Source organism: Streptomyces sp. NBC_01216 (genome assembly GCF_035994945.1).
Lineage (GTDB): Bacteria > Actinomycetota > Actinomycetes > Streptomycetales > Streptomycetaceae > Streptomyces.
Genome location: NZ_CP108677.1, coordinates 3,109,122 through 3,121,699 on the forward strand (window position 1 = coordinate 3,109,122; position 12,578 = coordinate 3,121,699).

12 protein-coding genes and 1 riboswitch are annotated in these 12,578 nt (G+C 71.2%); of the genes, 5 read left to right on the forward strand and 7 right to left on the reverse strand.

The features are described 5' to 3' along the window. Positions 1–140: 140 nt before the first annotated feature. Both OG393_RS13440 and OG393_RS13445 read left to right on the forward strand, forming a co-directional pair. A complete protein-coding gene (locus OG393_RS13440; RefSeq protein ID WP_327374897.1) occupies positions 141–866 on the forward strand; it encodes a CPBP family intramembrane glutamic endopeptidase in 726 nt (241 codons plus the stop codon). A 281-nt stretch (positions 867–1,147) separates the two neighbouring features. Next, positions 1,148–2,002, forward strand: a complete 855-nt coding sequence (locus tag OG393_RS13445; RefSeq protein WP_327374898.1) for a hypothetical protein — start codon at positions 1,148–1,150, stop codon at positions 2,000–2,002. A 137-nt stretch (positions 2,003–2,139) separates the two neighbouring features. Here OG393_RS13445 and groL read toward each other — a convergent pair whose 3' ends face one another. From groL to thrC, 4 genes are all read right to left on the reverse strand, one after another. Beyond that, complete coding sequence (groL, locus tag OG393_RS13450) at positions 2,140–3,768, reverse strand: chaperonin GroEL (protein WP_327374899.1); 1,629 nt, start codon at positions 3,766–3,768, stop codon at positions 2,140–2,142. Between the two features lie 550 nt (positions 3,769–4,318). Next, positions 4,319–4,522 carry a cold-shock protein gene (locus tag OG393_RS13455; protein ID WP_005315736.1) on the reverse strand — a complete coding sequence of 68 codons (204 nt, stop codon included), beginning with the start codon at positions 4,520–4,522 and terminating at the stop codon, positions 4,319–4,321. Between the two features lie 396 nt (positions 4,523–4,918). Beyond that, complete coding sequence (locus tag OG393_RS13460) at positions 4,919–5,197, reverse strand: MoaD/ThiS family protein (RefSeq protein WP_327374900.1); 279 nt, start codon at positions 5,195–5,197, stop codon at positions 4,919–4,921. A gap of 29 nt (positions 5,198–5,226) precedes the next feature. Next, positions 5,227–6,537 (reverse strand): threonine synthase, encoded by a 1,311-nt coding sequence (thrC, locus tag OG393_RS13465; RefSeq protein WP_327378417.1) that lies wholly within the window; start codon positions 6,535–6,537, stop codon positions 5,227–5,229. Next, positions 6,531–6,688: riboswitch (SAM riboswitch) on the reverse strand. Its footprint overlaps the gene before it by 7 nt. Positions 6,689–6,841: 153 nt before the next feature. Here thrC and OG393_RS13470 point away from each other — a divergent pair. The 3 genes from OG393_RS13470 (at position 6,842) to OG393_RS13480 (ending at position 9,668) form a co-directional block, all read left to right on the forward strand. Beyond that, complete coding sequence (locus tag OG393_RS13470; RefSeq protein ID WP_327374901.1) at positions 6,842–7,798, forward strand: glucosyl-3-phosphoglycerate synthase; 957 nt, start codon at positions 6,842–6,844, stop codon at positions 7,796–7,798. A gap of 38 nt (positions 7,799–7,836) precedes the next feature. Further along, on the forward strand, positions 7,837–8,232 hold the full coding sequence (locus tag OG393_RS13475) for a hypothetical protein (protein WP_327374902.1): 396 nt from the start codon (positions 7,837–7,839) through the stop codon (positions 8,230–8,232). Between the two features lie 68 nt (positions 8,233–8,300). After that, positions 8,301–9,668: an alpha,alpha-trehalose-phosphate synthase (UDP-forming) gene (locus OG393_RS13480; protein ID WP_327374903.1), complete on the forward strand. Its 1,368-nt coding sequence runs from the start codon at positions 8,301–8,303 to the stop codon at positions 9,666–9,668. An 83-nt stretch (positions 9,669–9,751) separates the two neighbouring features. Here the strand turns inward: OG393_RS13480 and otsB are convergent, their stop codons facing one another. The 3 genes from otsB to OG393_RS13495 all read right to left on the reverse strand — a co-directional run bounded on the left by otsB (position 9,752) and on the right by OG393_RS13495 (position 12,353). Beyond that, a complete protein-coding gene (otsB, locus tag OG393_RS13485) occupies positions 9,752–10,594 on the reverse strand; it encodes a trehalose-phosphatase (protein ID WP_327374904.1) in 843 nt (280 codons plus the stop codon). Between the two features lie 98 nt (positions 10,595–10,692). Continuing rightward, positions 10,693–10,944, reverse strand: a complete 252-nt coding sequence (locus tag OG393_RS13490; protein WP_327374905.1) for a DUF3263 domain-containing protein — start codon at positions 10,942–10,944, stop codon at positions 10,693–10,695. A gap of 131 nt (positions 10,945–11,075) precedes the next feature. Beyond that, the gene (locus OG393_RS13495) at positions 11,076–12,353 is read right to left on the reverse strand and encodes an ABC transporter substrate-binding protein (protein WP_327374906.1); all 1,278 of its coding nucleotides are present in this window, start codon (positions 12,351–12,353) and stop codon (positions 11,076–11,078) included. Positions 12,354–12,578: the final 225 nt, after the last annotated feature.

Consider the following 12,578-nt stretch of genomic DNA (forward strand, 5'->3'; position numbering starts at 1 on the left):
TGTCGGCCGCCCGTCGCGACGCCCGACACCCGGACGCGAGCCGCACCGTCCGCACGCTCCTCCGCCCCTCCGCCCCTCCGCCCCTCCGCCACCGAAGACCCCTGCTGACGCACGGCCGTTCGGATGGCACACTGCCGTGCGTGACCTCGTCGATCGAACAGCCTGTACGACAGCCCCTCCTGGCAGCCGTCGGGGTGAGCGCCGGTTGGCATCTGGTGCTGTTCGCCGTCGCGTTCACCCTGCCGTCGATCGGATTCGCCGGTCCCGTGGTGGTCAATCTCGCCGCCTGCGTGGTCCCGTTGGCCGTGGTGGCCCGGTTCCGCTGGTGGCGGGCGCCCTGGCTGGCGACGGTGTGGCCGCGCCGCCCGTGGCTGCTGGTGCCGCCGTTCGTCGTGGTCGGACTGGAGGCGACGCGCGGTGTCACGGGGTCGGCGGAGGCGCTGGCGGCGAGCGCGCTGCTGATGGTCTCGGTCGGGATCAGCGAGGAATTGTACGCGCGCGGCGTGATGCAGGAATTCCTGCGGGCGCTGTCACCGTGGCGCACGGCCCTCTGGATCGGTCTGCTCTTCGGGCTGGGGCACGTGCTGTCCGGGCTCGTCTTCGGACGGAGTCCGGAGTACATCGCCTTCCAGGTGCTGCACGCCTCCGTCTTCGGTTTCCTGCTGGCGGCGCTGCGGCAGCACACCGTGTCGATCTGGCCCCTGGCCCTGCTGCACGCGGTGAGCAACCTGATCAACTCCAACAGTCCGGGCGCCCTCCCCGACTGGTGGGAGGCCCTGCGCCTGCTCTCGCTGACCGGCTACGGTGTGCTCCTCGTCCGGGCGAGCACCCGGGAGCGCGCGCTGTCTCCGGCCCCGGCCACCTGATTCGGCCCCGCCCCGCCCCGCCCCGAAAGCCGGTCATCCGCGCCGTCGCCTCCGCGCCCGCGGCCCGAAGCTCAAGCCTCGCGCTCCGAGCCCTCTTTCCGCGGAAGGGGTACGGGCCTGGGATACAACCCACCCACCCCGAGAGTTGACCTTCCGCGACCGAATCGCCACGGACTGTCATATGCCTCTACCTTTCGGGAGCGACAAGACACGCAAACGGCCCCCGTCGGTGCGGGAACACCTGCGAGGGCCTCACCAACGAGATCGAGAAGAGCGATCTTATGGCTGACGCCGAGTTTAGTGCCGCCCCGCACCCCTTCGCCAACCCCGGCTACGGCAAGCGCACCGCGCCGTACCAAACCCCCCGCTCCACGGCGGACTTCGCGCACCTCGCGCCGCGTGAGGCCGCCGTCGCCGCGTATATCGACCGGCTGCCGGACGGCAGCGACATCTCGGTGAAGACGCCGGCCAGGCATCTCCCTTACGGCCAGTGCGCCTTGCGCACCGCCCTCACCCGCATTACCCGGGCCGGCCATCTGCGCCGTGGACGCGAGTGCCTCGACGGCCTCTGGATCACCCGGACGTGGTGGTCCCGGACCGCGCGGGACGACTCCTGGTGGTCCGCCTTCCAGCGCGGCGACGTGCCGGAGCGGAAACCCACCCGTTCCCGTGCCTACGTCCTGCTGGCCGCCCTCGGCCGGACCGACGCGGCGATGTCCCTCTCCCACACCGAGTGCCGGGCCCTCGCGCCCCTGGTCGACGCCTGGTTCGCCCGCGACGCCACCGAGGACGACGTGACGCGCGCCCTCACCCGGGGGCTGCCGGTCTCCGTCCACCACCCGGCCGCGCTCGCCCGCAGGCGCCTCACCGACAAGCTTCCGCCCGAGCCCGTGCGTCGCGAGCGCCCGCCGCTCCGCCTCCTGGAATGCGCCACCTGCGGCACCCCCGGGTACGCCGAATCGCTCCGTGACGGTGACTGCGGCCCGTGCCGGGGCGAACAGCCGCCCGCCGCACGCACCGTGCCACTCCCCGCCGCCCGGGTCCGCGACCACGCGGCGGCGGCCCGGAACGCGATGGCCGCTCCGCCCCGGGTGCCCGAATCCCCCCGCTCACCGGCCGGGACCGCGACGCCTTGACGAGGACACGTACGCGTCCCCCGTTCGCCGCTTCCCGGCCCCGCCTCGTTCCGCCGCGGGTACGCCCGAGGGCGGCACCCCCGGCTGGGAGTACCGCCCTCGTTCGCGTGATGCGAGAACGTCCGATCCGGTGAGGATCAGAAGTCCATGTCACCGCCCGGCATGCCGCCCGGAGCGGCCGCGGCGGCCTTCTCCGGCTTGTCGGCGATGACGGCCTCGGTGGTCAGGAACAGCGCGGCGATCGACGCGGCGTTCTGGAGCGCGGAGCGCGTGACCTTCGCCGGGTCGATGATGCCCTCGGCGATGAGGTCGACGTACTCGTTGGTCGCGGCGTTGAGGCCGTGGCCGACGGGCAGGTTGCGGACCTTCTCCGCCACGACGCCACCCTCGAGACCGGCGTTGATCGCGATCTGCTTCAGCGGGGCCTCGAGGGCCAGCTTCACGATCGCGGCGCCCGTGGCCTCGTCGCCCGTGAGGTCACCCTCGAGCTTCTCGAAGACCGAGGATGCCTGCAGCAGGGCCACGCCACCACCGGCGACGATGCCCTCCTCGACGGCCGCCTTGGCGTTGCGCACGGCGTCCTCGATGCGGTGCTTGCGCTCCTTGAGCTCGACCTCGGTCGCGGCACCGGCCTTGATGACGGCCACGCCGCCGGCCAGCTTCGCGAGGCGCTCCTGGAGCTTCTCGCGGTCGTAGTCCGAGTCGGAGTTCTCGATCTCGGCACGGATCTGGTTGACGCGACCGGCGACCTGGTCGCTCTCGCCGGAGCCGTCGACGATCGTGGTCTCGTCCTTGGTGATGACGACCTTGCGGGCGCGGCCCAGCAGGTCCAGGCCGGCGTTCTCGAGCTTGAGACCGACCTCCTCGGAGATGACCGTGCCGCCCGTGAGGATGGCGATGTCGTTCAGCATGGCCTTGCGGCGGTCGCCGAAGCCGGGCGCCTTGACCGCGACGGACTTGAAGGTGCCGCGGATCTTGTTGACGACCAGCGTCGACAGGGCCTCGCCCTCGACGTCCTCGGCGATGATCAGCAGCGGCTTGCCCGACTGCATGACCTTCTCCAGGAGCGGGAGCAGGTCCTTCACGGAGGAGATCTTGGAGTTGACGATCAGGATGTACGGGTCGTCCAGGGACGCCTCCATACGCTCCATGTCGGTGGCGAAGTACGCCGAGATGTAGCCCTTGTCGAAGCGCATACCCTCGGTGAGCTCGAGCTCCAGACCGAAGGTCTGGGACTCCTCGACGGTGATGACGCCTTCCTTGCCGACCTTGTCCATGGCCTCGGCGATGAGCTCGCCGATCTGGGTGTCGGCGGCGGAGATGGAGGCCGTGGAAGCGATCTGCTCCTTGGTCTCGACATCCTTCGCCTGCTCGAGCAGGGCGGCGGAGACGGCCTCGACGGCCTTCTCGATGCCGCGCTTGAGGGCCATCGGGTTGGCGCCGGCGGCGACGTTGCGCAGGCCCTCGCGGACGAGCGCCTGGGCGAGAACGGTCGCGGTGGTCGTACCGTCGCCGGCGACGTCGTCCGTCTTCTTGGCGACTTCCTTGACCAGCTCGGCGCCGATCTTCTCGTACGGGTCCTCGAGCTCGATCTCCTTGGCGATGGACACGCCATCGTTGGTGATCGTGGGGGCGCCCCACTTCTTCTCGAGGACGACGTTGCGACCCTTCGGGCCGAGGGTGACCTTGACGGCGTCAGCGAGCTGGTTCATGCCGCGCTCGAGACCGCGCCGGGCCTCCTCGTCGAACGCGATGATCTTGGCCATGTGAAGTGGTCCTCCCGGACATGGGGTGGATAACGCTCCAGGACCGCGCCGACGCCCGCGACGGACGGCCTGCGTACCCGATGGTTCCTTGCCCCACCTGGCCGCGGGCCTCGTCTGCCCGATCCTCGTCAGCACTCTCACCTTCAGAGTGCTAACGCCAATGATTAGCACTCGACCCCGGAGAGTGCAAGACCGTTCCGAAGGACGTCGGCCGGGGGCCGGGGCCCGGCGGGGCGGGCGCGCGGCCCCTGTCCGGGGTGCCGGACGGCTCGACGCGGCCGGTGCGACCAGGGCGCACGACGGTGCCGCGGCGCCGCGGCACGACCGCGGACGGCGACGGCACGGCGGGCCCGGCACCCGGCGGAACGAGCCGGCGACACGCCGGGAAGGACGGGCGGAGGCGCGGCGGGGGCGCGGTGCGGGTGCCCGTGCGGGTGGGGACGGCGCACGGTCGGCCCGGGGCGCCGGGGAACGCACGAGGGGTCCGCATCCTCACCGGATGCGGACCCCTCGTGCGTGAGTGCGTATGTGGTGGCCGATGGCGCCGCGCTCAGACGGCGAGCTTGACCATGTCCGCCTGCGGACCCTTCTGGCCCTGCGAGATCTCGAACTCGACTCGCTGACCCTCTTCAAGGGTGCGGTAGCCGTCCATCTGGATCGCGCTGTAGTGGACGAATACATCCGCACCACCGTCGACCGCGATGAAGCCGTAGCCCTTCTCCGCGTTGAACCACTTGACGGTGCCCTGAGCCATGCCTAACTCCCCTATTACTGGCCCTTGCGCGGGACCACACCTCGCGGCCCCGGGTCAGACCCTGCGCCGGAACGCGTCGACCGCGGCTGAATGTATCTGCCCAACTGCCCTCTGCAACAGGGCAATCGGGCGAGAATTCTGGGCACGCGAGAAAGGAGGATTAAGGAGGATCCGCTGAATCCCGGGGCAAGTCGGGCCCGGCAAAACGCGCAGAAGGTACACAAGACTCGAACACTTTGGCTGCTTCTTGTCAGGTCGAGGCGCATTCTCATATGCACCCGGCATGAGCAGCGGAGGGGGTTTCCCCAACTCTATCGTGCTCAACCATGCAGAATTGCCCCTTCCGTTTCTCGACGGAAGGGGCAATTCAGGTGACTGCGGGTAACTCCCGGGGCGTCAGCAGCCTCCGGCGACCGCCGGGATGATGGAGACGCCGGCGCCGTCCGGCGTCACCGTCTCCAGTCCCTGCTCGAAGCGGACGTCGTCGTCGTTGACGTACACGTTCACGAAACGGCGCAGCTTGCCCTGGTCGTCCAGGACACGGGCCGCGATGCCCGTGTGGTTCTTCTCCAGGTCGGCGATGACCTCGGAGAGGGTGGTGCCCTCCGCCGGGACCTCGGCCTGACCGCCCGTGTAGGTACGGAGGATGGTGGGGATGCGGACCTTGACGCTCATGGGAGTGCTGCCTTCCGTAACGGGGGTGGTCAGTGGGCCAGGCCGGCGTCGCGGAACGCGTCGAGGCTCGGGCGGATGGTGGCGGTCGCCTGCGAGGTCTCGGCCACCGCGTCCAGCGTCTTGAGGCCGTCGCCGGTGTTGAGGACCACGGTGGTCAGGTTCGGGTCGATGAGGCCGGCCTCGATCAGCTTCTTGGTGACGCCGACCGTCACGCCGCCGGCCGTCTCGGCGAAGATGCCCTCGGTCCGCGCGAGCAGCTTGATCGCCTCGACGACCTGCTCGTCGTCCACGTCCTCCACCGCGCCGCCCGTGCGGCGGGCGATGTCCAGGACGTACGGGCCGTCGGCCGGGTTGCCGATCGCCAGGGACTTGGCGATCGTGTTCGGCTTCTGCGGGCGGACGACGTCGTGGCCGGCCTTGAAGGCGGCCGACACCGGGGAGCAGCCCGCGGCCTGGGCGCCGAAGATCTTGTACGGCTTGTCCTCGACGAGGCCGAGCTTGACGAGTTCCTGGAGGCCCTTGTCGATCTTGGTGAGCTGGGAGCCGGAGGCGATCGGGACGACCAGCTGGTCCGGGATCACCCAGCCGAGCTGCTCGCAGATCTCGTACGCGAGCGTCTTGGAGCCCTCGCCGTAGTACGGGCGCAGGTTGACGTTGACGAAGCCCCAGCCCTCGCCGAGCGGGTCGCCGATGAGTTCGGAGCAGAAGCGGTTGACGTCGTCGTAGTTGCCCTCGATGCCGACGAGCTCGCCGCCGTACACGGCGGCCATGACGACCTTGCCCTGCTCCAGGTCGTGCGGGATGAACACGCACGAGCGGAAGCCGGCGCGGGCGGCGGCGGCACCGACGGCTCCGGCCAGGTTGCCGGTGGAGGAGCAGGACAGGGTGGTGAAGCCGAAGGCGCGGGCGGCTTCGAGGGCCTGGGCGACGACGCGGTCCTTGAAGGAGTGCGTCGGGTTGCCCGAGTCGTCCTTGACGAAGAGGCGGCCCGGCTCGACCCCGAGCTCGGCGGCGAGGTTGTCGGCCTGGACGAGCTTGGTCCAGCCCGGATTCAGGTTCGGCTTCTCGGCGACGTCGGCGGGGACGGGCAGCAGGGGGGCGTAGCGCCAGATGTTGGCGGGGCCGGCCTCGATCCGCTTCCGCAGGGACTCGGGGTCCCCGAGGGGAAGGTCGTACGCGACTTCGAGCGGGCCGAAACACAGCTCACAGGCGAAGATCGGGCCAAGGGGGAAGAGTTCACCGCATTCCCGGCACGAGAGTCCGGACGCGGGACCGAGGTCGACCGCGGAGGCGGTGGAGGCAGTCTGTACAGCCATGGAGGCGAGGCCCTTTCTCCTCATCTTTCTCATGGCGGACGTCGCCATGAGACGGATTTGGCACCTTCCCTAGCCGGGAGCCTCGCGGGCGCAGTGCTGGCGACTGCGGACGAGACCGGCTGGAGGGTTGCCGGGGCTTCAACGGGCCGTTTCCCTCTGCCCCTCTGGATGAGCGGTATTCGATTGTGTGGTGCGGTTGTGTCGCCGGTACCCCGGCGTGCGCCGGGTGTCCGCGTTGTTCAAGACTGTAACCGAAGGCACGGACGGTCGAGACAGTCGTCCGAACCGCGAGATGGATCACACCGACGCCGACTGGGGAGTAACGGACGTGCTGGATGAAGTGGAGCGCTGGCTGGCCCGGCGGTCCTGGTCCGTGACAGACCGTCCGCTCGAGCGGCTCCTGGCCGCGAAGCGCGGGACGCGGGTCAGCGTCGTGCTGCCGGCCCTGAACGAGGAGGCGACGGTCGGGGACATCGTCTCCGTGATCCGGCGGGAGCTGATGTCGGAGGCCGTCCCGCTCGTGGACGAGCTGGTGGTGGTCGACTCCGGTTCCACCGACCGTACGGCCGGGGTGGCGGCGGCGGCCGGGGCCAGGGTGGTGGCACGTGACGCGATCCTGCCGCGGATTCCGTCCCTGCCCGGCAAGGGCGAGGTGCTGTGGCGCTCACTGATGGTGACCGAGGGGGACGTCGTCTGTTTCGTCGACGCGGACCTGCGGGACTTCTCGGCGGACTTCGTCTCCGGGATCGTCGGGCCCCTGCTCACCGATCCGGAGGTCGACTTCGTGAAGGCGATGTACGACCGCCCGCTCGGCGACGCGCCGGCTGGGGGCGGCCGGGTGACCGAGCTGGTGGCGCGTCCGCTGCTGAACCTGCACTGGCCGCGACTGGCCGGCTTCGTCCAGCCGCTGGGCGGCGAGTACGCCGTGCGGCGGTCGCTGCTGGAACGGCTGCCCTTCCCGGTCGGCTACGGGGTGGAGCTGGGGCTGCTCGTCGACGCGCTGCACTCGGCCGGTCTGGACGCCCTCGCGCAGGTGGACGTGGGGGTGCGCAAGCACCGGCATCAGGACGAGCGGGCACTGGGCCGGATGGCGGCGGCGATCTACCGGACGGCACAGCTGCGGCTCTCGCGCGGGAACCTGGTGCGACCTCGGCTGACGCAGTTCGAGCGCGGGGAGGCGGGCGGCGGGCCGGGCGGCTTCGTCCCCCGAACGTATGCGGTGGACACCGAGGAGCGGCCTCCGATGGCCGAGATCGCGGAGTACGCGCACCGTCGCGTGGCGTAACACTCCCCTATGATCCGTTTTGCCTACATTGATCTTCCATGCGACGCACCTCTCATCTGGGCAGAACGGCGGCCACCCTCGGGCTGACGGCGGGCGCGCTCCTCTTCGCGGCCGCCCCCGGCGACGCGGCGAGCGGGGCGGCGCCCGCCGGCTCACGGCCCGACGCCGCACCGGGCCGATACGCGGCCCCGCCGGACCGGCACGGCACGACACACGCCCGGCCGGCCGAGGGGATCACCGCCGCCGCGGTGATCCCCTCGGCGTCCGGCCCCGGAGGGAGCGCGGCGCCGGCACCTGCACAAGGACCCGGCGGTGCCCCGGCGCGGACCGGTGCGGGCGGTGAGCGGCTGTGGCTGCTCGGCGGCCTCGCGCTGGCCCTGGCGGCGACGGCCGTGGTGGCGCGGGCCGCTTGGCGCGGCCGGGCCGACCACTGAAGGTGGCCGAACCCGCCTGTCTTGTATACGTACGTTTGAGCGTTTCCGCGACGGGCTAGGTTGGCCACATGGCTTCTGTGCTGGTGGCTTCCAACCGCGGACCGGTCTCGTACGTGCGGGGTGAGGACGGCTCGCTCGACGCCCGCAGGGGAGGCGGCGGACTGGTCTCCGGCCTGAGCGCCGTGTCCTCCGAGGACAGTCTGTGGGTGTGCGCGGCGCTCGGCGACGGAGACCGTGAGGCGGTCCGGCTCGGGATCGGCGAACCCGGCGTCCGGATGCTGGACATCGACCCGGCCGTGTACGCCGACGCGTACAACGGCGTCGCGAACTCGGTGCTCTGGTTCGTGAACCACATGCTCTACGAGACGCCGCTGGAGCCGGTCTTCGACGCCGGGTTCCGGCGCCGGTGGACCTCGTACGAGACGTACAACCGGGCGTTCGCCGAGGCGCTGGCGGCCGAGGCTGCCGACGGCGCCCGCGTCCTGGTGCAGGACTACCACCTGGCGCTGGTGCCGGGGATGCTGCGCGCGCTCCGCCCCGACCTGCGCATCGGGCACTTCTCGCACACGCCGTGGGCGCCGCCCGAGTACTTCCGGATCCTGCCGGACGACGTGGCGCTCGGGCTGCTGCGCGGCATGCTCGGTGCCGACCGGTTGGGCTTCCTCACCCGGCGCTGGGCGGACGCCTTCGCGGACTGCTGCGCGGAGGTGACGGGCGGCACCGGCGGCACGGAGCTGGGGGTGTACGGACTCGGCGCCGACGCGGACTTCCTACGGGAACGCTCGCGGCGGCCGGACGTCGAGGAACGCCTCGCCGCACTGCGCGAACAGGTGGGACCGGGGCGCCGGATGATCCTGCGGGTGGACCGCACCGAGCTGTCGAAGAACATCGTGCGGGGCCTGCACGCCTATCGCGCCCTGCTGGAGGAGCACCCCGAGTGGCACGGCCGGGTGGTGCACGTGGCCTTCGCCTACCCGTCCCGGCAGGACCTGGCGGTCTACCGCGCCTACACGGAGGAGGTCGGCCGGGTCGCCGCGGCGATCAACGCCCGGTTCGGCACGGACGACTGGACCCCGGTCGTGCTGCACGTGAAGGACGACTTCGCCCGCTCGCTGGCGGCCTACCGCCTGGCGGACGTGGCTCTGGTCAACCCGATCCGGGACGGCATGAACCTGGTCGCGAAGGAGATCCCGGTCGTCTCCGACGAGGGCTGCGCCCTGGTGCTGTCCCGTGAGGCGGGCGCGCACGAGGAGCTGGGCGAGGACGCGATCACGGTCAACCCGTACGACGTGACGGGCACGGCGGACGCCCTGCACGAGGCGCTGACGATGAGCGGGCCGGAGCGTGCCGAGCGCACGAAGCGCCTGGCCGCGGCGGCCACGGCGCTGCCGCCGCAGCAGTGGTTCCTGGCCCAGCTGGAGGCGCTGGGCGGTTAGAACCTGTCGGGTGCCGGCGGGCAGGCGGGACCTCCGGCCCGGGGGCCGGGGCACCCTCGCGGGCGGGTGCGGGCCGCCCGGATTCAGCCCGCGCCGCGCAGCGCCCGCGCCAGGCCCGCCAGGAATCCCACCACCGCGGCCGGGCCCGGGACCGAGAGGTCGGCCCGGTCCGACAGTTCCGGGACCTCCGCCGAACCGCTGCACACCAGCAGGCCGGGCGTCCCGTTCGCGCGCAGCTTCTCCACCGCCGCGAAGGCCGGCAGGTCGCCCAGGTCGTCCCCCGCGTACAGGACGGACCCGGCGCCCACCTCCCGTGCGTACTCCGCGAGTGCCACGCCCTTGTCCACGCCCGGCGGGCGCAGTTCCAGGACCATACGGCCGGGCTCCAGGACCAGGCCGTGCCGAGCGGCGAGGTCCGCGAGCGGGGCCTTGAGCGCCTCGAAGGCGGCCTGGGGGTCGGTGGACCGGCGGGTGTGGACGGCGACCGCGCGGCCCTTCTCCTCGATCCAGGTGCCCGGCCAGGCACCGATGCCGTCCAGGAAACCGGGGAGTTCGGCGCGCACGGCGGCCACACCCGGATGCGGGGCGGAGGCGACGACCGTGCCGGTGACGGCGTCCCAGCGTTCGGCGCCGTAGTGGCCGAGGACGACGAGGTGCTCCAGGCCGGGGACCCCGGCGAAGCCGCCGTAGCGCACCGCGACCCCCGCCGGTCTGCCGGTCACGACGGCGACCGAGGCGAGGCGCGGCGCCAGCGCGGCGAGGGCGGGGACGGCGCCGGGGTGGGCGCGGGCCTGTTCGGGATCGGGGACGATCTCGGCGAGCGTCCCGTCGAAGTCGAGGGCGACGACCGCCTTCTCGGGCCGCGCGAGGAGCGCGGCCAGGCCGTCGCGGCCGGCGGATGTGGTCGGGTGCGGAAGGCTGACCATGTGACGACCCTACCGACGGAGCGGGGCCGTCGCGACGGTGTCGGCAGGAGCCGTGTGCGCTCCGGGAGCGTGGCCCGCGCCGGGAGCCTCTCGGGTTCTCAGCGCCGCTGTTCCCGCTCGGCGCGGACCCGGCGCAGGCGGTTGACGGTCACCGGGTCGTGGACGAGGGCGCGCGGATCGTCCAGCAGGGCGTTGAGGAGCTGGTAGTAGCGGGTCGGCGAGAGGCCGAGCTGCTCGCGGACGGCCCGCTCCTTGGCTCCGGGGCCGGGCCAGGAGCGGCGCTCCACGGCGAGGACGGCGCGCTCGCGCTCTTCGAGGCCGCCGGGCCCGGCTCCGTCATCGTTCGTCATACGAGCCAATTTATGCGCTCGCCGACCCGCCCGGCCCGCGCACGCCCTCGGAAGGGGTTCCGCGGCGGCTTCGGACGGGACCCGGCGGTCGGGGCGCCGGCACCGGCCGGACCGGACCGGACGGCCGCGTGCTACTCGGCGTTCTCCAGGGTCTTCGCCTCCCGGGCGATCTTCCCGAGGACGTCCGACGTGCTGCTCCCCGGCTCGACGGCCTTGCCGATGTTCTTCTTGATGGTGTCGCTGACCTTCGCCCAGGACGTCTTGCCGACCGGCGGGAGCTGCGAGTCCGGCAGCTCCTTGAGGAACTCCCGCAGGTTCTCGTGCTCGGGCGCCTCGCGCATCGTTCCGGAGGCGCTGACGGTGACGGGCAGCAGATCGTTGTCGCCGGCGAACTTCAGGACGTTCTTGTCGCTGAAGACGAAGTTCAGGAAGCTGCCGATCGCCTTGCGGTTGCCGTTCTGCTTGAAGCCCATGATCCAGTCGGCGACGCCCATGGACGACTTGGGCTTGCCCTCGATGCCGGGCAGCGCGACCTTGCCGACCTTGACGCCCTTCTTCTCCGCCTCCTGCAACAGCGAGGGGTGGCCGTTGAGCATGCCGACCTCACCGCGGGTGAAGGCGGCGAACGCCTCCTTGCGGTTGAGCTCGCCGGGGGCGATGGGACCGGTGAGCTCCTTCTCGACCAGGTTCTCCTTCAGCCACTCGAAGGTGTGGACGTTCTGTTCGGAGTCGATCTGGTAGTGGTCGGTGAGGTCCGTGTAGCCGGCGCCGCCGCTGAGCATCCACATCATCGACTCGGCCTGCGCCTCCTCCGGGCCGAGCGGCAGCGCGAACGGGTAGGTCACACCGTCGGCCTTCAGCTTCTCCGCGTCGGCCGCCAGTTCGGCCCAGTTCGTCGGCGGCTTCTTGATGCCGGCCTTGTCGAAGAGGTCCTCGTTGAAGAACATCAGCCGGGTCGAGGCGACGAAGGGCAGGCCGTACTGGGTGCGCTTCATCTCCCCCGCCTCGGTCAGCGGAGCGAGGAAGTTCGCCTGGACGGGTATGGAGAGCAGCTCGTCCGCGGAGTAGAGCTCGTCGGCCGCCGCGTAGTCGGCGTAGGCGCCGATCTGGGCGATGTCGGGCGCGTCACCGGCCGCCACCATGTCGGCGACCTTGCGGTCGATGTCGTTCCAGGACTCGATCCGGACGTCGATCGTCACACCGGGGTGCTCGGCCTCGTACGCCTTCACCAGGCCGGCCCAGTAGTTCTTGGTGGAGTCACCACCGACGAGGTCGTAGTCGGCGGCGACCAGCTTGAGGGTGACGTCGCCGGAGTCCTCGCCGATGCCGGCGAGCCCGCAGCCGGACAGCACGGCACTCAGCCCGAGTGCGGCGACGGTCGCTGTCAGTCCAAGGAATCGCCGCTGCACAGATACTGCCCCACCCTCTGCTCGGAATCGATGTGCGATCGTCTCCCGAAAACGGCGTGCGGTCTACACCACTTGGGTATCGCTTTCGCAACGCGCGCCCGTACCCGGGCGGACGGGGTTCCGACGGGCGGGGGCGGCCCCTCCCCCGGGTGCCGGGGCGTTCGGCGCGGCCTGAATTTGTATGCTCGCGCAACAATCTCGCCCAGTGGACTAGACCTTTTTGCC